This is a genomic window from Paenibacillus rhizolycopersici, assembly GCF_014947195.2.
GTDB lineage: Bacteria > Bacillota > Bacilli > Paenibacillales > Paenibacillaceae > Fontibacillus > Fontibacillus rhizolycopersici.
Map to the genome: position 1 here is coordinate 41,154 of NZ_JADCNN020000015.1, position 23,693 is coordinate 64,846.

Sequence of the window (23,693 nt, forward strand, 5' to 3'; positions counted from 1 at the left end):
ATGCTGATAGGGCAGTAATAATAAAGCGAAGCGGGAGACGGGAGGAGGAAATGGCGTGATTGATTTCGGAAGAGTAATTACAGCCATGGTAACGCCTTTTAATGATCAAGGGAAAATTGACTGGGACCAGACCGCAAGCCTGATCGACTATTTGGTGGAGGAGCAACAGTCCGACAGCCTTGTCGTAAGCGGAACAACGGGAGAGTCCCCTACGCTAACGGACGAAGAAAAGCTTGAATTATTTGCCTTTACGGTGAAGCATGTGGCCGGGCGCTGCAAAATCATCGCTGGCACAGGCAGCAACGATACTGCTCACTCCGTAAATTTGACGCGTGAAGCCGAAAAATGCGGCGTTGACGGAATCCTGCTGGTCGCCCCGTACTATAATAAGCCGAATCAGGAAGGCCTTTTCCGCCATTTTGAAGCGATCGCGGCCGTTACGAGCTTGCCGATCATTCTGTATAACGTACCGAGCCGTACGGTGGTCAGTTTAAGCGTAGATACGACGCTGCGGCTGGCGAAGATTCCTAACATTGTGGCTACCAAGGAATGCGCGCCGCTCGATCAAATTGCCACGATCGTATCTCAGGCACCAGACCATTTTAGAGTATACTCGGGGGATGATGCTTCTGCACTGCCGGCGATGGCAGTGGGGGCTTACGGCGTCATCAGCGTCGCCAGCCATGTTGCTGGCCGCACGATTAAAGAGATGGTCGTTCAATTCTTCAACGGACATGTCGATGAAGCAAGTCGTTTGCATCGGGAGCTCCTGCCGTTATTCAAGGTTTTGTTCGAGTGCCCGAATCCGGTTGCGGTGAAATATGCGTTAAACGAGACCGGTCATCCCGTTGGTTCAGTGCGGCTGCCGCTTGTACCGCCGAATGAAGAAGAAGCGTTGCGGATTCGCAGCATGCTCTAAACGGTTCCATCTTGCTTTTTAACCAAAAATGTGCTGCATTTCCATAAACCGATGCCTTCAACGAAGGCATCGGTTTTTTTGTCATGGTGCAAGGTAACGTTAAACGTAGGTAAAGCATCTGACTTGTTTTTTGCCAATTTAATCATGTATAATGATTTCAAGTGACTGGGTGCGGTGAATTTTTAAATTAAATGGCTCGTTCAAGAGAATGGCTTACATCAGCAAGCGAAGGCGGAGTTCGTTATGCTAAATCGCTGTAAGCTGGATGAAGCAATGTGGCATTACCATAGCTTGATTGAACAACCATTTAGATGATGATTTGGAGACACGACCAGACCGTCTTGATCGAGGCGGTTGTTTATTCCTGCAATCAAAGATTGGTAATCAAACGCAGTGGTCGGAGCCATTTCCATAGGAATTTTCGATACAACGTCCAAAATAATTAGGAGGGTTAGATTCACTTGTCTAAAAAAATGAATAATGAAAAATTGACGATTTTCGCATTGGGCGGCGTCGCAGAAATTGGGAAGAACATGTATGTCGTTCAATATGCCAATGACATCGTGGTCATCGACTCCGGGCTTAAGTTTCCGGAAGAGGACATGCTTGGCATCGACATCGTCATTCCCGATATCACTTACTTGACGGAGAACCGCGATAAAGTAAGAGGCATCGTGCTGACGCACGGACACGAAGACCATATCGGCGGTTTGCCATATGTGTTGAAGAACTTAAACGTTCCGGTTTACGGAACAAAACTGACTTTAGGGCTTGTCGAGAATAAGCTGAAGGAAGCGGGGCTGCTTGGCGAAACGAAACGCGTGCTGATCAACGCCGATTCCGTGATCGAGCTCGGAACGACGATGAAAGCTTCGTTCTTCCGGACAAATCATAGTATTCCGGATTCGGTTGGCGTATGCATCGAAACCCCGGAAGGCAACGTGGTTCATACCGGCGACTTCAAATTTGATCATACCCCAGTCAATGATCAATATGCGGACTTGCACCGGATGGGCGAAATCGGGAAAAATGGGGTTTTAGCACTTTTATCGGATAGCACCAATGCGGAGAGACCGGGCTTCACGCCTTCGGAGAAGAATGTCGGCATCGTTCTTAGCGATATTTTTCATAAAGCGAAGCAACGCGTCGTTGTGGCGACTTTCGCCTCCAACGTGCACCGCATTCAACAAGTCATCGACGCGGCGTACGCAACGAACCGGAAGCTGACGATTATCGGACGCAGCATGGTTAACGTCGTAACGATTGCAGAAGAACTTGGTTATTTGAACGTTCCGGACGGAATCATCATCGAGCCGGAGGAAGTTAACAAGATGGCGGCGGACCGCGTAGTCATTCTGTGCACGGGCAGCCAAGGGGAACCGATGTCCGCTTTAACGCGGATGGCTCGCTCGACGCACCGGAAGGTCGATATCCTTCCCGGGGATACGGTTATCATCGCGGCAACTCCAGTACCGGGCAATGAGAAGTATGTTGGACGGACGATCGACGAGCTGTTCCGCCTCGGCGCGGAAGTCATTTACAGCGGATCGAACTCCGGCGTGCACGTATCGGGTCACGGCAGCCAAGAAGAATTGAAGCTGATGCTGAATTTGATGCGGCCTAAATATTTCATTCCGATCCACGGGGAATACCGGATGCTGCGCAGACACGCGCTACTCGGCGAGTCGGTTGGCGTGGAGCCGGATAACATTTTCCTGGTTGATATCGGGGATACCATCGAGATTCAGAACGGCGTAGCCCGTAAAGCAGGGAAAGTGCCTGCCGGCAACGTGCTGATCGATGGACTTGGCGTTGGCGACGTCGGCAATATCGTTTTGCGCGACCGCAAGCTGTTGTCCCAAGACGGCATCCTGGTTGTCGTCGTTACGCTTAGCAAGCAGGACGGTACGATCGTGTCCGGTCCGGATATCATTTCCCGTGGCTTCGTTTATGTCCGTGAATCGGAAGGGCTTCTGGATGAGGCGAATCGGATCGTATCCAGCACGCTCGAGAAGCTGATGAGCGAGAACGTGAACGAGTGGGCATCGTTGAAAACCAACGTCAAGGATGCGCTCGGCCGATTCTTGTATGAGCAAACGCGCCGTAGACCGATGATCTTGCCGATCATTATGGAAGTATAACAATCGTATAGCACACAGTCGCCTCTTTTCCTGCCGGTAATTGGACGGTTCCTTGCAGGAGAGGAGGCTTTTTCATGTTTTGTATAGAGTGAAGAAGGTTGTCGGCATACTAAGGGCTGCGTAGCGTAACGAGACTTCGTCGGATATGCCGACACCGAAAGGAAGGCTTGACCATGAACAAGGACCTGAGCAAATCAACCGTTCGCAGCGAATCCGAGCTGCCGCCAAACGAGGCCGAGAAGAAAGAGGCCACGGTACCGGAAATGATTCAACAGCTGGGACAAACAGCGGTACCAACACCAGGTGAATCCAATGTTTATTGCTTGACGATCATCGGTCAGATCGAAGGGCATTTGGTATTGCCGCCGCAAAATAAAACAACCAAATACGAGCATTTGATTCCTCAATTGGTTGCGGCTGAACAGAATCCACGGATCGAAGGACTGTTAATTATTCTCAATACGGTAGGGGGCGATGTGGAGGCGGGGCTTGCGATCGCGGAGATGATCGCTTCCTTGTCCAAACCGACCGTTACTGTCGTCATCGGAGGGGGACATAGCATCGGGGTTCCGATTGCGGTGGCTTCCGATTATTCGCTAATTGCCGAAAGCGCGACGATGACCATTCATCCCATTCGCATGACGGGGCTTGTCATCGGGGTACCCCAGACGTTCGAATATATCGAGAAAATGCAGGAGCGTGTCGTGCGGTTCGTCACGACACACTCGCATATCACAGAGGAGTTGTTCAAGGAGCTGATGTTCAAAACCGGAGAATTAAATCGGGACATCGGAACTGCAGTTGGAGGCAATGATGCCGTGAAGTATGGGCTTATCGATGCGATCGGAGGTATCGGCGAGGGGTTGACCCAGCTGAATTCGTTGATCGAATCCCGGAGACAAGCGGGAGGGATCACACAATGACCCATTACACCATTCTTCCGGAAGAAGCCTACTGGGAAAATGCAGAGAATCAAGAGGCGTACGGAGAAATCGAGTTGAACGGCGTACTGATGCAGGTGCGGATGGAAGCCGGTAACCGGGCGACGATCGTACGGTTGCTGCGCTGCCAACTGGAGGATTATTTGAACCCGGAGCTGGCGCCCGGGCGGCAAATCGCTTTTTTTCCAACTTTATTGAAATGAGATAAATGCCGTCAACGGTATCTTCTCTAGGTCCCCCCTCGGTGATTATGGTATAATATTCATCTAGGGGGTGTTTTCGTTTGCCACGGAAACGGAAGAAGAAGAAGGCTGCCATTGGCAGCATGCTCAAATACGAAATATACGGAATCATCCTGATTACCTTATCCATTATCGCATTGTCCGGGGAGGCTGCCGTAGGAAGAACGTTATCGAAAATGGCCGCGTTGATCCTCGGCAAATTTTATTTTGTGATCCCTGTGATCGGCATTTACATAGGACTAGCTGTCATGATTAATCGAAAATGGCCTAATCGCTGGAACGCCCGCCGCAGCGGCGTGCTGCTGGCAGTGCTGTCGCTGACGTTGATGAGTACGATTTCGGCCATGCAGCATAAACTGGCTCCGGCAGTCCCTTTGTCTACGGGCAACGTTCTCGGCCAGATTCATCGCGATTTGCAAGCGGCGCTGTTTCAGCCCGCTGTGAGCGATTCTGGGATGAGCTTGCTGGGGCTGGATATCAGCGGCGGTTATGTCGGCGCCCTGGAATTCGCCTTGCTTTACTCTCTGTTTGGCATGGCCGGTGCCAAGCTGATTATGATCGTGCTGCTGGCCATCAGCTTTATGCTGGTCACAGGACTGTCCTACGTTGATCTATTCCGAATATTGCGTTCTAAATTGGCCGTGTTAGGCGAGAGTCTTGGGAAGAAAATGCGGATGCTGCGTCCTGTACCGGTACGCGGCAAAGCCAAGCGGGTAGAGAAATCGACCCCGGCGGTAACCTCTTACGATGATCCGGAGGAGGAACCTCACGATAATGACGAGGCTGTAATTGCTTCAACTCGGAAGAAGCCGGTATTTTTCCAATTGCTGAATTTTAAGGGAAGACCGGATGAACCAGGGATAGAACCGCCAAATCCGGATGAACAGGGAGATGTCGAGGCTGCCGAACATACCGCTGAAGCGGAAATCAATTGGAATGAGCTGAATTACATCGGCAAGGAAGAAGGGACGGAGAGAGGTCAACTGGAGGATCATCGCGGCAACGACACCGGCCCGATCATCCGCGATTTCTTCGATCATATTCAACGGGAAGGCCTGCACCACGATGAGGATGGAGAAGAAGCCGAGCGAGGTATCCCCGACCTCCATGACGATTCCTTAGCAGAGCGGGAAGCTGACGATGCGTTTGACGACGCATTAGCAGGGAACGCCGATGCTGTGAACCGTGGCGAGTCAGGACTCGAAGGAGAGGGTGGCGTTGTTAGCCCTAGCGAAGAAATAGCTCCGCCCCCTCCGCCTAAACCGGCACCGAAGCCGTATAAAATGCCTTCCTTCCGGCTTCTCTCCAAACCGGCCGGAGCGGGCAAATCCGGTGATCAAGCCGATTACATGCAGACCGCCCGCAAGCTGGAGGCCACGCTCGAAAGCTTTGGCGTTCGAGCTCGGGTGCTGGAGGTTGTGCGCGGACCGGCGGTGACGCGCTACGAAATTCAGCCGGATATCGGCGTGAAGGTCAGCCGAATCGTCAATTTGACGGACGATATTGCCTTGGCCTTAGCCGCTAAAGATATCCGTATGGAAGCGCCGATTCCGGGCAAATCCGCAATCGGCATCGAGGTGCCGAACAACGAGGTATCGCTGGTCACGATGCGTGAGGTGATGGAGACACCGACGTTTATGGATGCGGAATCGAAGCTGAGCATTGCTTTCGGGCGCGATATTTCCGGTCAGACGATCGTCGGAAACCTGGCGAAAATGCCTCACCTTCTGGTAGCCGGAGCGACGGGCTCAGGGAAATCGGTATGCATTAACGGCATTATCACCAGCATCTTGTTCAAAGCAAAGCCGGATGAAGTGAAATTTATGATGGTCGACCCCAAAATGGTCGAGCTCAATGTCTATAACGGGATTCCTCATCTGTTGACCCCTGTTGTCACGGATCCCCGGCGAGCTTCGTTGGCACTTAAGAAAATCGTCGTTGAGATGGAGAAACGTTATGAGTTGTTCTCCAAATCGGGAGCACGGAACATTGAAGGCTACAATCACATGATGGCGGATCGACCGGAGGCCATCTTGCCTTACATCGTGGTCATCGTGGACGAGCTGGCGGACTTGATGATGGTCGCGGCCAGCGATGTCGAAGATGCCATCGCGCGGCTGGCACAAATGGCCCGTGCTGCCGGCATCCATCTGATTATTGCCACGCAGCGGCCGTCGGTCGACGTCATTACCGGCGTCATCAAAGCCAACATCCCGTCGCGGATCGCGTTTGGGGTATCCTCTCAGGTGGATTCACGGACGATCCTCGATATGGCGGGCGCCGAGAAGCTGCTAGGTCGCGGGGACATGCTCTATATGCCGATGGGCGCCTCTAAGCCGATACGGGTGCAAGGCGCGTTTATGAGCGACCAGGAAGTTGAGACCATCGTAGGTTTTGTGCGGGGGCAAGGTCAAGCCGAATATGACGAAAGCTTGGTTCCCGAGGTCGACGATGAAGTGCACGAGGCGGAAGAGGTGTTGGACGAGCTTTATGATCAAGCCGTCCAGATCGTGCTAGAAGCGAAGCAAGCCTCCGTTTCGCTGTTACAGCGGCGGATGCGCGTCGGCTATACCCGGGCTGCGCGACTGATCGATTCCATGGAAGCGCGAGGGATCGTCGGACCTTATGAAGGCAGTAAACCAAGAGAAGTATTAATGTCAATGGAGCAATACAAAATGGGAAGGATCTCCTCCTGATCTGTCAGGATTAGGGGAATCCTTCCCCTTTCTTTTTTTAGGAGTACTCGAAACTTAGGGTGCATAGGAAGGGACGACGCTTGTCATACTAAAGTCACCCATCCTTGTTGAACAACTTCTAAAAAGAGAGGTAGAGCTAAACATATGAAGAAAGCGAAGATCTGGTTTGCCTCCGGTTTAGTGCTGCTTTTGTTCGGAATCGGATACGGAGCGAACGTACTCCGGCATACGCTTGACGAAGGCAAAGTCAATACCTATAAAGCACAGCCCGCGTTCAGTGAGCAGGTTATCGATTATGGGGCATTCGGGAAAGACGTGTATGAGCTGCAGGGGAGGCTTTCTTATCTTGGTTTTTACCACGGTAAGTTAGACAGCTACTTTGGTCCCAAGACGCGTGACGCCCTCAAATGGTTCCAGTCGGAGTTTGGGATGGAGGCGGATGGCCTCGCTGGCCCAAAAACGAAGTTAAAGCTTTACAACGCCACGAAAAACTGGAAGCCAGGCATGGAATACGCCAATGCCGGTGGGGCGGCGAAACCTCAAACCGGAACGGGAAATAAAACCGGTGGAGAGGGTGGCGGTGCAGGTAAAGTGAAAGCGGAATCCGCGGATCTATCCGCCTCCAACGCCATGGGATTGTCGGAGAACGATTTGCGGATTATGGCTAACGCCGTTTACGGGGAGTCGCGCGGCGAGCCGTTTGAAGGCCAGGTTGCCGTAGCGGCGGTGATCTTGAACCGGGTGAAGTCGCCGAGTTTTCCTAACACCGTGTCCGGCGTCATCTTTCAGCCTGGCGCATTTACGGCTGTTGCGGACGGTCAAATCTGGCTGGAGCCTAACGAACAAGCCCGCAAAGCCGTACAGCAGGCGCTAAATGGCTGGGATCCGTCGGGAGGCTGCATTTACTATTTCAACCCAAGAACGGCGACCTCGAAATGGATCTGGTCGCGACCGCAGGTCAAGACGATCGGAGAGCATATTTTCTGTATGTAAATAGTTGATTATCGAAGGAGCAGCCGCTTGTCGTCAGGTTGCTTCTTTCCTTTGAATTGGTATAGAATGGAACTGACTTTCTAGTAAAGGAGTTTTGGGTTTGAACAAAACGCGATTTGAGCGCGGCTCCGTAGGCCATATCCGGCTTCACGTCCTGCCGACCAACCGATTCAAAACATTTGCCATTTCCCTCTACGCGGGATTGCCGCTGCAAGAGCAAACGGTAACCGCTACCGCCCTCACTCCGTTCGTGCTGCGCCGAGGTACGGAATCCTACCCGGAAACCACGCAGTTCCGCGAGCAGCTCGAGCATATGTATGGGGCGGGCTTCGGCTTTGATGTATATAAACGTGGCAACTACCAGATGGTTCAGTTCCGGATGGATACGATCAACGATTCTTTCGTGAAGAGCAACCATTCGCTCCTCGGCCAAAGCTTCGCTTTCCTTGGCGAAGTCGTGACCAAACCGGCCAAGGAAAACGGTGCCTTCCGCTCGACATACGTCAATTCGGAACGGGAGTCGGTCCGCAAGAAGCTGGAAGGGATCATCAACGATAAAATTCGTTACGCCGCTGAACGCTGCACAGAAGAGATGTTTAAGGACGATCCGTACCGTCTTCACCCGCTTGGAGAGCGGAGCCAATTGGACGGAATTACGCCGGAGTCTTTGTACGCCTCCTACCAGAACTGGCTGCAGCAGGCTCACATGGACTTGTATGTGGTTGGCGATACGACATTAGCCGAGGTAGAGGAGCTGGTCTCCAAGCATTTCAGCTTGAGTCGATCGATCTCGCCGGAATATGAGCCGGAGCAGGTCCATATCCGAGGCGGTGAAGTTCGGACGGTCAAGGAAGTTCTTGATGTTAATCAAGGCAAATTAAACTTGGGCCTCCGCACGCCGATCACTTACGGAGATGAGCGATACGCTTCTTTGCTGCTGTATAACGGCATTCTCGGTAGCTACCCGCATTCCAAACTGTTTATCAATGTCCGTGAAAAAGAGAGCTTGGCCTATTACGCAGCCTCGCGTTACGACGGGCATAAAGGCATCGTTGCCATTCAATCGGGGATTGAAATCGCCAACTATGAAAAGGCGCTTCGCATTATCGAAGCCCAGCTGGCGAGCATGCGCGACGGAGAAATCAGCGAGCTGGAAATGTCCCAGACCAAGGCGATGATCCGCAACAGCTTACTGGAGATGCAGGATTCCGCTTTTGAAATGATCGCCTATGATTTCAACCGCGTCTTATCCGGCAAAGACCGGCCGGCGGAGGAACTGCTCCGTCAAGTGGAACAGGTGCAGCCGAAGGATGTTGTGGCGGCCGCGGAAACCGTCCAGCTCGATACGATATACTTTTTGACAGGCCAGAAGGAGGGGTAGGCGGATGGAAACGATACGTTACGACGCTTTGCAGGAAACGCTGTATCGCGAAACGATGGAGAACGGACTGCAGGTCTACGTGCTTCCCAAACCGGGCTTCCAAAAAACATACGCCACGTTCTCGACCAAATACGGATCGATCGATAATCATTTCCGGGTAGAAGGGCAGGAAGACATCGCGGTTCCAGATGGCATCGCGCATTTTCTGGAGCATAAGATGTTCGAGGAGCCGGAGGGGGACATTTTTGCCACTTTTGCTTCTCAAGGCGCTTCCGCTAATGCCTTTACCAGCTTCGACCAAACGGTATACCTGTTCTCCGCGACGGAGAACATTCCGGCTAACCTGGAAACGCTGGTCAATTTCGTGCAGCACCCTTACTTTACCGACCAGAACGTCGAGAAGGAAAAAGGGATTATCGGTCAGGAGATCGGCATGTATCGGGATAACCCGGATTGGCGGGTGTATTTCGGCTTGATCGAGGCGATGTATAAGGTGCACCCCGTTCATATCGATATTGCCGGCACGGTGGAATCGATTGGAACGATCACCAAGGAGACGCTGTATACGTGCTACAATGCCTTTTATCACCCTAGCAATATGCTGCTGTTCGTCGTTGGCGGGGTCGATCCCGAAGAAGTGTTTAAGCTGGTCCGGGACAATCAGGAGAAGAAAGAATATAAGCCGCAGGGAACGATTAATCGTCTATTTGAGGCGGAGCCGCAGGGAGTATCCGAGAAACGGCGGGAATCCCGCTTGCCGGTGTCGCAGCCGAAATGCTTGTTCGGTTTTAAGGAGACGCGGCTTGGCTTGACCGGCGAGGAGTTGCTGCGCCGAGACCTCGCCACGAAGCTGGCGCTCGATCTGTTGTTTGGGGCCAGTACGAAGCTGTATCAAAAGCTGTATGACATGGATCTGATCTCCGACAGCTTTGGCCATGAATACAACAGCAATCCCAATTACGCTTTCTCAGCGATCGGTGGAGACACCAAGGATCCGGACCGGATGTTGGCCGTGATTAAAGAAGAGACCGAAGCTCTGCTGGCTTCCGGATTCCATCAAGAAGATTTCGAACGGGCGCGCAAGAAGAAAATCGGCGGTTATTTACGCATGCTGAATTCGCCGGAGAACATCGCTCACGAGTTCACCCGTTACAACTTCCGGGGCGGCGACCTCTTCGCGGTACTGCCGCTTTACGAATCGCTTACTCTGGAAGACATCAATGCACGGTTGCGCGAGCATATCGATTGGGAACAGCTGGCCGTATCGATCGTGGTGAGTCCGTAAATGGCGGTTGATCATGGGTTAGGAAAGAATATCGCGGACATGACCGTACTGATCACCGGGGCAAGCCGAGGGATCGGCGCCGAGGTGGCGCTGCGGTTTGCTTCGGTCGGCATGAACGTGGTCATTCACTATATGAACTCGCACGAGGCGGCGAATGAAGTGGCTCGCAAATGCCTAGAGCTTGGAGCCAAGGCTTATACAGTCGCTGCTGATTTGCGGAGCAAGGAGCAAATTTTGCGGATGAAGGAAAGGCTCGAGAATTACGGGCTGTATCCCGACATTTTGGTTAACAATGCGGGGATCTCGCATTACGCGCTGTTGTCCGATGTAACTGAAGAGGAATGGGACGACGTGATGAACGTCAATTTAAAAAGCGTGTTTCTGTGCAGCCAGATGTTCATGCCGTATATGATCAGTCAGCGCTTTGGGCGGATAATCAACGTGTCCTCGGTTTGGGGAATATCAGGAGGCTCCTGCGAAGCGGTGTACTCAGCGGCAAAGGGCGGAGTTAATTCGTTCACCAAAGCGTTAGCCAAAGAACTGGCCCCCTCCGGCGTCACCGTGAATGCGGTGGCTCCGGGCGCGGTCAAGACGGAGATGATGGAACGCTTTGACGAGGAAGAACTCCGCCAGCTGGAGGAGGATATCCCGGCTGGACGGCTGGGTTCGCCGCAGGAGGTTTCGTCACTTGTTTATTTTTTGGCGTTACCGGAATCGGGTTATATCACGGGACAGATCATTAGCCCGAATGGCGGCTGGATTACCTGATCGCCCCTTGATTCGCAGGTTTTGCTATCCGCATGATTCCGCGGCTCGCGTATAAAACCCACGGGATTTTCGCATATTACGACTGTTGATTTTAAATCGCCAAGCGAAGGAGGATTTAATCATGTCAACGGTACTCAAAAATTTTGATACATGGAAGAAATTCCTGGGTGAACGCGTCGAGCATGCGGAAAAAGCCGGTTTCAGCGAAGAGGCGATCGCCAACCTTGCTTATGAAATCGGTGGTTTTCTGGACGACAAAGTCGATCCGCAAAACGAATCCAACCGTGCCCTCAAAGAAATTTGGGATGTCGGTAGTGAAGAAGAGCGGAAAACCATCGCCCGTTTGATGGTGAAGTTGGCCAAGAAAAACGCATAGTTTGGCACTTGAAAAGCTCCCGTTCCGGGAGCTTTTCCCCCATTTTTCCCACCCGCTTGCCTTTCATTTTCATTTTATATATCATAAAACACATATGAACATGTAATATCAATATTGGTAAGAAATGTTTTGCAAATTGTTTTTGCAAAACAGCAGGAATTAAGACCTATTTTGTCGAATGATGCATGAGGATATGGAGAAGGTGTCTGGGATGGTAGAGAAACAATGGTATCTGGAATACAAAATACATAAGAATCGTCCGGGACTTTTGGGGGATATCGCTTCCATGTTAGGGATGCTGGAGATCAATATATTGACGATCAACGGCGTTGAAGGTAAGACTCGAGGACTACTTCTGGAAACGGACGATGACGGCAAAATCGATCAAGTCAGCCAGTTGTTGAACAAGGTGGACAGCATTACGGTGACCGCTTTACGCAATCCACGGCTTGTCGACTTGTTGGCCGTGCGCCATGGCCGATACATCGACCGGGATTCCGATGACCGTAAGACGTTTCGGTTTACTCGGGATGAACTAGGGATATTGGTTGATTTTCTCGGAGAGGTGTTTAAGCGGGAAGGACATCAGGTGATTGGACTCCGAGGCATGCCTCGCGTTGGCAAGACGGAATCGATTATTGCCGGCAGCGTCTGCGCCATGAAGCGATGGACGTTTGTATCTTCAACGCTCTTACGGCAAACGGTACGCAGCCAATTGTCTGAGAACGAAATGGATCCCCACAATGTATTTATTATAGACGGTATCATCAGTACGTTACGTTCCAATGAAAAGCATCATCAGCTCTTACAGGAGTTGATGTCCATGCCTTCGACCAAAGTCATAGAGCATCCGGATGTATTTGTTAAAGAGTCTGAATACAGTTATGACAATTTTGACATTATTATAGAATTGCGTAACAATCCGGAGGAGCAAATCGTTTACGATACGTTCACGACAATTTATACGGACGATCTGTAAGGGTTTGCCGCATAATTAATCATAGCATAGCAGGAGGTGATGGTCGTGTCGGAATTGGGCCAGCAGTTAAGGGAAGCCCGCCTTGCCAGAGGTTTGTCGCTGGATGATGTACAGGAAATGACGAAGATTCGCAAACGATATTTGGAAGCCATCGAAATGGGTGATTATAAGGTTCTGCCTGGAAGCTTCTATGTTCGGGCTTTTATTAAAACGTATGCGGAAACCGTTGGCTTGGATGCGGACGAACTGCTTGCCGAACATCGGCAAAATGTGCCTTCTTCAGCTCCGGAACCCACGATGGAACCGGTCATTCAAAAACGACGCAGCCGGCAGCACAACGAGCGCAACTCGAAATGGTTGTCCACCACGCTGATGTGGTCGTTTGCCGTGCTGATTTTAATCGTTATTTATATGTATTTCTCGGTCTGGGGCAACAACAAGGATGAAGCCGAGGGGAATAAGGAGCCGGATCCTACACCGGTGACTCAAGGGAAAACGCCAACAAATGGGAATCAAAATGGCACGAATGCGGGGAACGGAACGGCCGGCGATGCCGTGGGCGGAAACAAGGGCGCCGGAAACGGGACGGATACTGTAACGGATCCGGGGACGAACAACGGCACCAATGCAGGTAATATGGGGAATGGGGGCAATGAAACCCCGGGTAATGAACCCGGCAATCAAATTACCGTCGTCCCGGATGGAACAGAAGGCAGCACAACGAAATACAAGATTCAAAATCCCGGAACCCAGCCGGTACAGGTCGTTATAACGGCAAGCGGCGAAAGCTGGGTAGAAGTTCGCAAAGGAAGCAAAAGCGGGGAAAAGCTGTATTTCGGAAAAACCAAAGACGGCGACGTGCTGACGTATGACGTTGTACCGGAAGGTTTGTACATTTTGTCGGGGAATTCGGCTAAGACCGCGATTGCGGTAGCGGAACAACCGATCGAGGACGGCAAGACGACATCCCGTTTCTTCCTGAGTTTGGATGACGGGACTGGCGGCAGTACAGCAGGTAATACGGGGACCGAAACCGACGGCACCGTTACCAACAACGAAACAACGACAGGGAGCGAATAAGCCTAGGCGGGAACCCGGCCAACTGCTTGTTCGAGAACGAAGAGCGCGGTTGAGACCGGTCCGGTCTAACGGCGCTTTTTTGGCTGTCAGGAGACCGCAATGACAGGGATACTCGACTTTGCGAATTTTTTTACATATAATTTAATTATGAAAAGATTGGAAACCGAGAAAGGAATGTGACTTATGGCTTCGGAAAATTCTTTCGACATCGTTTCAAAAATGGACATGCAGGAATTGACCAACGCGATCGATCAAACCGAACGGGAAATCGCAAACCGGTTTGATTTTAAAGGGAGTAAAAGCGAGCTTAAGCTGGAGAAGGACGTGCTGGTGATCGTTTCCGACGATGATTATAAGCTGGGCGCCGTCATCGACATCCTGCAATCGAAAATGATCAAGCGAGGCTTGCCGATCAAGAATCTGGATTATGGCAAGATTGAACCGGCTTCGCTCGGCACGGTACGGCAGCGGATTAACCTGAAGCAGGGGATCGACCAGGAGAATGCCAAGAAAATCAACATCTTGATCCGCGACTCCAAGCTGAAGGTCAAAAGCCAGATCCAAGGCGACCAAATTCGCGTTACCGGCAAAAGCAGAGATGATTTGCAGGAGATCATGCAGATGTTACGCAAAGCCGATTTGACGGTGGATTTGCAGTTCACCAACTTTAAATAGAGCGTAAAGTGCACAACCTCTTAAAGGTCTCTTGCGGCGCCGGTTTTGAGCTGCGGAGGCCATTTTCATATTTTTGACAGCATCGGTACTGGAATATTATACTTGTAGAGGTTGTTCAATCGTTCGATGACGGGAACTTTGGCTTTTAGGCGATGGGGGAAATGGTTCATGACAGAAAAGGTAAAAATCGTGACGCTCGGCTGCGAGAAAAATCTGGTTGACTCGGAAATTATGTCGGGCCTGATTGATCAGCGTGGCTACTCTTTGGTGGATAATCGCGAAGACGCAACCGTAATAATCGTCAACACCTGCGGGTTTATCGATGCAGCCAAAGAAGAGTCGGTCAACACGATTCTTGAGCTCGCCGATCTAAAGGAAAGCGGGCGGCTTAAGGCGCTGATCGTTTCCGGATGTTTGACGCAGCGATATAAGCAAACATTAATGGATGAAATGCCGGAGATCGACGGAATCGTCGGTACGGGGGATTTTCACCACATCAACCGGATCGTCGACGAGGCGCTTAAGGGCAAGAAGCCGGCGCTGGTTGGCAATCCTGTCTTTAATTATGAACAGGCGCTGCCACGCAAACTGACCACGGCACGGTATACGACTTACGTGAAAATTGCCGAAGGCTGTGACAACAATTGTACGTTCTGCAGCATTCCGATCATGCGCGGGAAGTTCCGCAGTCGCTCAATGGAATCCGTCCTTGAGGAAGTGCGAAGCATGGCCGCCCAAGGCGTGAAGGAAATCAGCCTTATCGCGCAGGACTCGACCAATTACGGTACCGATTTATATGGGGAGTTTAAACTGGCTGAGCTGATGGACCGGGTGACCCAGGTGGAGGGGATTGAGTGGGTGCGTCTGCATTACGCTTACCCCGGCTTTTTTACGGACGAGCTGATCGAGATGATGGCGACGAATCCGAAAATTTGCAAATATGTAGATATGCCGTTGCAACACAGCGAAGACGCAATTCTGAAGCGTATGCGCCGCCCTGGACGGAACCGTGATATCCGTGAGCTAGTTGCCAAGATTCGTGCACGGATTCCTAATGTTTCGCTGCGCACTTCCTTGATCGTCGGGTTCCCCGGGGAAACCGAGGAGGATTTCGAGCGGTTATGTGAGTTTGTGCGCGAGGTGAAGTTCGATCGGCTTGGCGTTTTTACCTATTCCAAGGAAGAGGATACGCCGGCGTCGCGTTTACCGGACCAAGTAGACGAGGCTGTGAAGGAGTGGCGAGCCAACACGTTGATGGAGATTCAGCGAGAGGTTGCTAATGCGAACAGCGGCAAGTTTGTCGGCGAGGTGCTGGACGTCTTGATCGAGCGTTACGACGGCCGCAGCGACGTTTACGTGGGCCGCTCGCAATACGATGCTCCTGAAATTGACGGCGAGGTATTCGTTACGAATTGCCCCGTCGGGCTCGGGGAACTGACCAAGGTGCGGATTACGCATGCTTTTGACTATGATCTATCCGGGGAGGCCGTCCTGTGAATTTGCCCAACCGTATCACATTAACCCGTATTTTTATGATTCCGGTGATGCTGGTCTTCTTGCTGGTCGACGCCGGGTGGCTGTCCCATGAGATTACGCTCGGCGTTTACTCGCTGCCGGTCCATCAGTTGATCGCAGCGGTTCTGTTTATCGTCGCGGCCAGTACGGATGGGATCGACGGCTACATCGCCCGCAAATATAATCTGGTCACCAATCTAGGCAAGCTGCTTGATCCTCTAGCCGATAAGCTGCTTGTTGGCACCGTGCTGATCGGACTTGTGGCGATGGGCAAATGTGACGCCTGGATCGCGGTCGTCATCATCAGCCGCGAATTCGCCGTAACCGGCCTACGTGAAGTCGCACTGTTGGAGGGCTCCGTGATTGCAGCCAGCAAGTGGGGGAAGGCGAAGACCATTACGCAAATCATCGCGATTTCCGCGTTGTTGCTGAACAACTTTCCATTCGAATGGCTTTCGTTCCCGTTCGACGATGTTGCGATGTGGTTGGCGGCCGTCATCACGCTCTATTCGGGCATCGATTATTTCGTAAAAAATAAGAGCGTGCTTTCTTTTTCCAAAGCATAAACTGATGTTGGCGTTCGGTCGGCCGGAAAGGTGAAGGAGGCATGCGAAGGTGAGAGCGGAAATTATCGCGGTCGGGACGGAGCTGTTGCTCGGCCAAATTGTAAATACCAATGCGCAGTATCTGTCGCAAGAACTTGCGGCGTTGGGGATGGACGTTTATTTTCAGACCGTGGTTGGAGATAACATGAAACGGCTGGCGGAGGCGGTGAGAACGGCCTCGGGGAGGGCCGATGTGTTGATCTTTACCGGCGGGATCGGTCCGACGCAGGACGATTTGACTAAAGAAGCACTGGCCGAGCTGTTGGGACGGACCCTCTATATCGATTCGGAAGCGATGGCGAACGTTGAGCGATTCTTCCAAGGCCGCGGAGTCCCGATGACAGAGAACAACCGTCGCCAGGCGCTGGCTATTGAAGGAGGCACACCGCTTCCGAATGAAACGGGATTAGCTGTGGGCAATGCGCTTTCTGTAGACGGAAAGTTTTATATCGTGTTACCTGGACCGCCGAAGGAAATGAAGCCAATGTTCGAGCGCCAGGCGAAGCCTTGGATTCTGGAGCATGTGCTGACCGGCGAGATGCCGATTTATTCGCGGATGCTGAAATTTGCCGGGATTGGAGAATCGGCGCTGGAGACGCGTTTGCTCGACCTCATCCAGGCTCAAAGTGATCCGACGGTTGCGCCGTATGCGAAGGAGGGCGAAGTGACCATTCGCGTATCCACCAAAGCGGCAAGCGAGTCGGATGCGACGGTAAAGCTAGATGCGATGGAGCGGGAGATTGCCTCGCGGCTGCCGGAGCATCTGTACGCTAACGTGGATGAGCCGATCGAGAAGACGATTCTCGATTTGATGGCTACTCGCGGATTAACGCTAAGTGCTGCCGAAAGCTGCACCGGCGGACTACTTATGGAAATGTTCACAGCGCTGCCGGGCAGCTCGGCTGTGTTCTCCGGCGGAATCGTGTGCTACTCCAATGAGATGAAGGAGAAGCTGCTGAACGTGCCGCATGACCTGCTGGAGGGCGACGGCGCCCCAGGCGCGGTCAGTGCGGAAACCGCCAAGGTATTGGCGGAACAGGTACGCCTCACCGTAGGCACCGACCTTGGTCTGTCGATCACCGGCGTGGCGGGTCCGGCCCATTCCGAGCGCAAGCCTGTCGGTTTGGTGTACATTGCGATCTCGCGCCGGGGTGCGGATACCTCAGTCTTTGAATTGAACCTCAAGGGTAACCGCGAGACGATCCGGCTACGTGCCGCAAAGACATTGTTGTATCGGTTGTGGAGAGCGTTGCAGGATAATGACGTCAATAGCGTATCGTCAGCTTCCCCTTGACCTTTATCCCTTTCATTCAGAAGTGAGTGAGGGGCTGGGGACGAAAGGGCTGGGCTGGGAAGCTCTTCGGCAACACGCTAGGCAAGTGAATAAGTAGGTGCTTGCACTATGGAAGATTATGACATATAATCAAGACACGGAAGAACCGTAGCAAACTGTTTCAGTTGTGCTGCGGTTCTTTTTTGTTGTTGGAGTAACTATGGGGAGGGGATGAGAGTGAGAACCAAGCAGTGACTAAGGAGGCAATTAAGTAGATAACTAATGAGAGGTAACTAAGCAAGATAAGTAAGTAGGAAGTGCCGGCTGTCGTCAGACTAGGTTGTGGTGCGAGTGGTGGGGACAAGAATCTGTTCGAAAAATCATATATAATGGTGCCCCCTGAGAACTAATTTGCTTGTTATGTATGAAAAATCGAATATAATCCTGCCCTAGTGGGACAACATCAGCAAATATATATGAAAAATCGAGTATAATCCGTAATTACAGCCAAATTCGACGAATTATATATGAAATTTCATACATATCTAGATGTAACATAACTCTATCGCCGTGGTGAGCGCATTTCCGAAGGAAACAGCGTCTATAGAGCCTTGTAAAGCGTGTCATGTGCCAAAGTCAGCGAATCCTCGGAAGGGGAGAGCGTCTAGCGAGCGCCTCAGTCCCTCCAACGTCAGTCCAGTTTGCGGAATGCCCAAGGGCAGCGGGCCCTCCCTTACGGTAAGGGAGGGTTTGGAAGGGTTGAGTCCAGGTTTGGGAGGGGGGAGATTTTTTTACGAATGTATGTTCGAAAAAACGCTTGGCAAACATACCAAAACAAGGTACAATGATATACGTGAGAAGTTACAAATGGCCATGAATTATAATGAATTTATGTTATTTAAGTATCCGATGATTTATATCTAATTTAAGGATGTGAGCTGATTGTCAGATCGTAAAGCAGCGCTGGAGATGGCGCTTCGCCAAATAGAAAAGCAATTCGGTAAAGGTTCAATCATGAAACTTGGAGAATCAACGCATATGCAGGTAGAGATCGTCCCGAGCGGATCGATCGCCTTGGATATCGCCCTGGGTACCGGAGGACTTCCTCGCGGACGGATTATCGAAGTCTATGGGCCGGAATCTTCCGGTAAAACGACGGTAGCGCTGCACGCGATCGCTGAAGTTCAGAAGATCGGTGGACAAGCTGCCTTCATCGACGCCGAGCATGCATTGGACCCGTCTTATGCCAGCAAGCTGGGCGTGAACATCGACGAACTTCTGCTGTCCCAACCGGATACGGGGGAACAAGCGTTGGAGATCGCCGAAGCGCTCGTGCGCAGCGGCGCGGTCGACGTTATCGTCATCGACTCCGTTGCGGCACTGGTGCCTAAAGCGGAGATCGAAGGCGAAATGGGGGACTCGCACGTTGGTTTGCAAGCCCGCCTTATGTCACAGGCGCTGCGGAAGCTGTCGGGGGCAATCAGCAAGTCGAAGACGATCGCGATCTTTATTAACCAGTTGCGCGAGAAAGTTGGCGTAATGTTCGGCAACCCGGAGACGACGCCAGGCGGACGCGCGCTGAAGTTCTACTCCACGGTACGTTTGGATGTGCGCCGTATTGAAACAATCAAGATGGGCAACGACATGGTGGGGAACCGGACTCGGATCAAAGTCGTGAAGAACAAGGTGGCTCCTCCTTTCAAACAGGCCGAGATCGATATCATGTACGGGGAAGGCATTTCCAAAGAAGGCAGTCTCATCGATATCGGGACGGAGCTGGATATCGTGGACAAGAGCGGTGCCTGGTATTCGTATTCCGGTGAACGCCTTGGACAAGGTCGCGAGAACGCAAAGCAGTTCTTGAAGGAACATCCGGAGATCGCGAATACGATTGAGCAGAAGATCCGCGAGTCCAGTAATTTGACTACGTCGGTAGCTCCGGCTTCGCCCAACGAAGTGGAAGCGGAGCTTGAGGAAGAGCAAGCGCTGCTTGGAGAAGAATAAGCTCGTTAAGCTGTAATGATCAAGCGCTCTGACCGTCGGTAAATCGCCGGGGCAGGGCGCTTTTGCAGTACTTGGGAAATCGATGAATAGCTTAGGCTGAACCGGAGGGATTTGATGTGAGTACGTGGGGACAATCGCGCGGAAAAGCCGCGAGTAGAAGAGGCGGATCTTCCTCCGGCCAACGTAGCGAAGAAGAAATCGTAGATATTTCCGACGAGTCGTTCTGGGAACCGCGGCCGCGAGATGTCAACCGGGATCCGGACGGGGCGGAAACGGAAGACTCCGCCGGTTTGGACGCCTTCCCCGAGGACGTCGAGCTGGTGATTACGTCCGTGATGATGCTGAAGCGGCCGAAGTATCGTTATCGAATCTCATTTGGCGTTTATTCGTTGGAGGTCCATGAGGACGTGATGATCAAATACCGCATGATTAAAGGCGCGGTATTTACCAAAGTAGACCTAGAGGAAATCGTAGCGGCTGACGAGCGCCAGCAGGGATATGCCGACGCTGTGAAGTATCTAAGCTTGAAACCGCGAACGACGTACGAGATCGCGCAACGTCTGGGGGAAAAGGGTTGGAGTGAGGAGACGATTCAGGACGTTCTTGTCCGCCTTCAGTCGGAAGGTTACGTGGATGACGCCGTATACGCTCAGGAATGGGCTTCTCAACGCGTTAAGCTGCGTGGAAAGGGAAAGCTGTGGGTCAAGCATGAACTACGTCAGAAAGGCGTCTCTAAGTCGCATATCGAGGAGGCGCTCGGCGAAGTTAGTGAAGATGACGAGTTTGAGAGCGCTCTTCAGCTAGGATTGAAGAAGTGGCAAGGGACGACGGGAGAACCGCTTGACCGCAAACGCAAAACGGGGGCTTTCCTGCAGCGCCGTGGATTTAGTGGAGGCGTTGTGTCCCGGGTTATGCGCGAACTCGGCAACCGGGAACAAATGCATGGAATGGACGATTGGGACGAAGAATAAGAGGACGGGAGGGAACTCCTGTCATTAGCTTGACAATATCTTTTGTCAAATAATAAAATGAACATGAATCCATATCGTGAGAAGCCCTTTTTTTCCTTCCAAAATTATGGGTCTGCGATAGGATTTATGTTCTCCAATCATGAAGGCAAAGTGCCGCCGCTTGAATAGCGGAAGGGTCATGCATTGCAGCATGAACTGCTGAACTGAATGGGCAAGTCATGAATTTTTTGTATGAATGATGAACCTAGAAACGAAAAGTAACTACAATTGCAAACATCCCAAGGAATGCCTTGGAGGAAACAACGGGGAGGTGAACAGATTGAACGCTGGAATCTGGATCGTTCTCGTTGCAGCCGCTTTATTCTTTGGGTTCGTGATCGGGTATTTTATTCGCAAGTCTCTTGCCGAAGCTAAAATTTCCAGTGCAGAGCACGCGGCCAGTCAAATCTTGGAGAATGCCAAGAAGGACGCAGAAGCACTGAAAAAGGAAACGGTTCTGGAAGCTAAGGACGAAGTCCATAAGCTTAGAGCCGAAGCTGATAAAGACATTCGTGAACGTCGGAATGAAATACAACGACAAGAAAGACGATTGTTGCAAAAAGAAGAGTCGCTGGATAAAAAATTAGAATCGCTTGAACGTAAAGAAGAGCAAGTGGTCAGCAAAGAGAAACGAATCGAAGAAACACAACAGCAAATCGACTTGATTTACAAGAGTCAGGTTCAGGAACTGGAGCGAATTTCCAACCTTACGATGGAAGATGCCCGTTCGATCATTTTGAACAACGTGGAGCAGGAAGTACGCCATGAAACCGCGCAGATGATTAAAGACATTGAACAGCAAGCGAAGGAAGAAGCGGATAAGAAATCCCGCGAGATTATTACGCTGGCGATTCAACGTTGCGCTGCCGATCATGTGGCGGAGACGACGGTTTCCGTCGTAACGCTGCCGAACGAAGAGATGAAGGGACGGATCATCGGCCGGGAAGGCCGGAATATCCGCGCACTCGAAACCTTGACTGGGATCGATCTCATTATCGACGATACACCGGAAGCGGTGATCTTGTCGGGCTTTGACCCAATTCGCCGTGAAATCGCTCGGACCGCCTTGGAGAAATTGGTGGCGGACGGACGGATTCATCCGGCCCGGATCGAAGAAATGGTCGAGAAATCCCGCAGGGAAGTGGACGAACGCATTCGCGAATACGGCGAACAAGCTACGTTCGAAGTGGGCGTGCATGCCCTGCATCCGGATTTGATCAAGATTTTGGGACGACTCAAGTTCCGGACAAGCTACGGTCAGAACGTACTGAAACACTCGATGGAAGTCGCTTATCTGACCGGATTGATGGCTGGAGAGTTGGGCGAAGACATCGCTCTTGCCAAACGGGCAGGATTGCTGCACGATATCGGTAAAGCGCTTGATCATGAAGTGGAAGGGTCTCATGTCGAAATCGGTGTGGAACTGGCTAAGAAGTATAAGGAACATCCGGTGGTTATTAACAGCATTGCCTCTCATCACGGCGATTGCGAAGCCACCTCTGTCATTGCCATGCTGGTTGGCGCGGCCGATGCTCTGTCGGCGGCAAGACCGGGTGCACGTCGGGAAACGCTCGAAACCTACATTCGTCGGTTGGAGAAGCTCGAGGAAATTTCCGAGTCGTTCGAAGGTGTCGAGAAATCGTTTGCCATTCAGGCGGGCCGCGAGGTACGCGTAATGGTGCAGCCGGATAAGATCGACGATGCGGAAGCATTCCGCTTGGCGCGTGACATTACCAAGACGATTGAAAGTGAACTGGATTATCCGGGACATATCAAAGTTACCGTCATCCGCGAGACGCGGGCGGTTGAATACGCCAAGTAAAGGTTATGCTGAAAAGTGGCCCCTCGCGGGCCGCTTTTTCATTGCCTGGACGACCCCAAGTCCATGCGATCTTAGGGTCATTGGTCAGAGGAGGGAACCACCATGAAAGTTCTGTTTATCGGAGACATCGTCGGAAATACGGGGAGGAAAGCACTGAAAGCCACGCTGCCCCATTTAAAATCGAAATATAACCCGCATATCATTATCGCTAACGGGGAGAACGCCGCGGCGGGCCGGGGCATTAACGCCAACATCGCCAAAGAGTTTTTCGACCAAGGCGTACACGGCCTAACGATGGGCAACCACACATGGGACAATAAAGAAATTTTCGATTTCATCGATGACGAGCCGCGCATGGTCCGGCCGGCTAATTATCCGCCAGGCACGCCGGGGCAGGGATTTACCGTGATCAAAGCAGGCGGCAAGGAACTGGCAGTGGTGAATTTGATGGGCCGTACTTTTCTGCCGGCGATCGACGATCCATTCCGGGCTGCCGATGAGATCGTCGGTCAGCTATCCAAGAAGCACAAGTGTATTCTGGTCGATTTCCATGCTGAAGCAACATCAGAAAAAATCGCCATGGGCTGGCATCTGGATGGCCGTGCCTCGCTTGTCGTGGGGACGCATACGCATGTGCAAAGCAACGACGATACGATTCTGCCGCAGGGAACAGCTTACTTGACGGACGCCGGCATGGTCGGCTCACGCGAAGGCATTCTAGGCATGGAACGCACGGCGGTGCTGCGCAAGTTCACAACCCAGCTTCCCGTCCGGTTTCAAGTCTGCGAGGGGAAATGGCATTTCCACGCCGTGATCGTCGATATCGATGAATCCACGGGGAAGGCGAAGAAAATTCAAAAAATTCGCTTGCTTGAAGACGAATGGTTGATGGATTAGGAAACCGGAAAACGATTCCACGGCGATGCGGTGAAACGCCAGGAAGTCCCTAGGAACAAGGCCTCCCGAAACTTCTCCTCCGAGAAAAAGA

20 protein-coding genes are annotated in these 23,693 nt (G+C 51.9%); all 20 read left to right on the top strand.

All coding sequences use genetic code 11. The annotated features are described in order from the left end of the window. Window positions 1-58: 58 nt before the first annotated feature. Window positions 59-919 (top strand): 4-hydroxy-tetrahydrodipicolinate synthase, encoded by an 861-nt coding sequence (gene dapA, locus IM700_RS15820; protein WP_193415393.1) that lies wholly within the window; start codon window positions 59-61, stop codon window positions 917-919. A 461-nt stretch (window positions 920-1,380) separates the two neighbouring features. After that, the gene (locus IM700_RS15825) at window positions 1,381-3,060 is read left to right on the top strand and encodes a ribonuclease J (RefSeq protein ID WP_155608005.1); all 1,680 of its coding nucleotides are present in this window, start codon (window positions 1,381-1,383) and stop codon (window positions 3,058-3,060) included. 173 nt (window positions 3,061-3,233) lie between these two features. Beyond that, window positions 3,234-3,983, top strand: a complete 750-nt coding sequence (locus IM700_RS15830) for a ClpP family protease (protein WP_239483948.1) — start codon at window positions 3,234-3,236, stop codon at window positions 3,981-3,983. Further along, window positions 3,980-4,204 (top strand): YlzJ-like family protein, encoded by a 225-nt coding sequence (locus IM700_RS15835; RefSeq protein WP_155608003.1) that lies wholly within the window; start codon window positions 3,980-3,982, stop codon window positions 4,202-4,204. Before IM700_RS15830 ends, IM700_RS15835 begins: the two co-directional genes overlap by 4 nt. A gap of 80 nt (window positions 4,205-4,284) precedes the next feature. Beyond that, window positions 4,285-6,939 (top strand): FtsK/SpoIIIE family DNA translocase, encoded by a 2,655-nt coding sequence (locus tag IM700_RS15840; protein WP_193415243.1) that lies wholly within the window; start codon window positions 4,285-4,287, stop codon window positions 6,937-6,939. A gap of 144 nt (window positions 6,940-7,083) precedes the next feature. Further along, window positions 7,084-7,932 (top strand): spore cortex-lytic enzyme, encoded by an 849-nt coding sequence (sleB, locus tag IM700_RS15845; protein ID WP_155608001.1) that lies wholly within the window; start codon window positions 7,084-7,086, stop codon window positions 7,930-7,932. Between the two features lie 100 nt (window positions 7,933-8,032). Then, window positions 8,033-9,313, top strand: coding sequence for an EF-P 5-aminopentanol modification-associated protein YfmF (gene yfmF / locus IM700_RS15850; RefSeq protein WP_193415244.1), 1,281 nt, complete (start codon window positions 8,033-8,035; stop codon window positions 9,311-9,313). Between the two features lie 4 nt (window positions 9,314-9,317). Next, the gene (yfmH, locus tag IM700_RS15855) at window positions 9,318-10,598 is read left to right on the top strand and encodes an EF-P 5-aminopentanol modification-associated protein YfmH (RefSeq protein ID WP_193415245.1); all 1,281 of its coding nucleotides are present in this window, start codon (window positions 9,318-9,320) and stop codon (window positions 10,596-10,598) included. Next, entirely contained in the window at window positions 10,599-11,366 is a 768-nt protein-coding gene (gene ymfI / locus IM700_RS15860) for an elongation factor P 5-aminopentanone reductase (protein WP_155607998.1), read from the top strand. Between the two features lie 121 nt (window positions 11,367-11,487). Beyond that, complete coding sequence (locus IM700_RS15865) at window positions 11,488-11,742, top strand: DUF3243 domain-containing protein (RefSeq protein WP_155607997.1); 255 nt, start codon at window positions 11,488-11,490, stop codon at window positions 11,740-11,742. 211 nt (window positions 11,743-11,953) lie between these two features. After that, on the top strand, window positions 11,954-12,721 hold the full coding sequence (locus IM700_RS15870) for a DUF3388 domain-containing protein (RefSeq protein WP_193415246.1): 768 nt from the start codon (window positions 11,954-11,956) through the stop codon (window positions 12,719-12,721). 45 nt (window positions 12,722-12,766) lie between these two features. After that, window positions 12,767-13,801 carry a helix-turn-helix domain-containing protein gene (locus IM700_RS15875; RefSeq protein ID WP_193415247.1) on the top strand — a complete coding sequence of 345 codons (1,035 nt, stop codon included), beginning with the start codon at window positions 12,767-12,769 and terminating at the stop codon, window positions 13,799-13,801. Window positions 13,802-13,984: 183 nt separating this feature from the next. Beyond that, window positions 13,985-14,476, top strand: coding sequence for a YajQ family cyclic di-GMP-binding protein (locus IM700_RS15880; protein WP_155607994.1), 492 nt, complete (start codon window positions 13,985-13,987; stop codon window positions 14,474-14,476). A gap of 168 nt (window positions 14,477-14,644) precedes the next feature. Further along, complete coding sequence (gene rimO, locus IM700_RS15885; protein ID WP_155607993.1) at window positions 14,645-15,973, top strand: 30S ribosomal protein S12 methylthiotransferase RimO; 1,329 nt, start codon at window positions 14,645-14,647, stop codon at window positions 15,971-15,973. Next, on the top strand, window positions 15,970-16,557 hold the full coding sequence (gene pgsA, locus IM700_RS15890) for a CDP-diacylglycerol--glycerol-3-phosphate 3-phosphatidyltransferase (RefSeq protein WP_193415248.1): 588 nt from the start codon (window positions 15,970-15,972) through the stop codon (window positions 16,555-16,557). Before rimO ends, pgsA begins: the two co-directional genes overlap by 4 nt. A 49-nt stretch (window positions 16,558-16,606) precedes the next feature. Then, complete coding sequence (locus IM700_RS15895; protein WP_193415249.1) at window positions 16,607-17,890, top strand: competence/damage-inducible protein A; 1,284 nt, start codon at window positions 16,607-16,609, stop codon at window positions 17,888-17,890. A gap of 921 nt (window positions 17,891-18,811) precedes the next feature. Further along, the gene (gene recA / locus IM700_RS15900; protein ID WP_155607992.1) at window positions 18,812-19,873 is read left to right on the top strand and encodes a recombinase RecA; all 1,062 of its coding nucleotides are present in this window, start codon (window positions 18,812-18,814) and stop codon (window positions 19,871-19,873) included. A 116-nt stretch (window positions 19,874-19,989) separates the two neighbouring features. Beyond that, the gene (locus IM700_RS15905; RefSeq protein ID WP_193415250.1) at window positions 19,990-20,844 is read left to right on the top strand and encodes a RecX family transcriptional regulator; all 855 of its coding nucleotides are present in this window, start codon (window positions 19,990-19,992) and stop codon (window positions 20,842-20,844) included. Window positions 20,845-21,163: 319 nt separating this feature from the next. Continuing rightward, the gene (gene rny, locus IM700_RS15910) at window positions 21,164-22,705 is read left to right on the top strand and encodes a ribonuclease Y (protein ID WP_155607991.1); all 1,542 of its coding nucleotides are present in this window, start codon (window positions 21,164-21,166) and stop codon (window positions 22,703-22,705) included. A gap of 102 nt (window positions 22,706-22,807) precedes the next feature. Then, window positions 22,808-23,602, top strand: a complete 795-nt coding sequence (locus IM700_RS15915) for a TIGR00282 family metallophosphoesterase (protein WP_193415251.1) — start codon at window positions 22,808-22,810, stop codon at window positions 23,600-23,602. Window positions 23,603-23,693 lie beyond the last annotated feature (91 nt).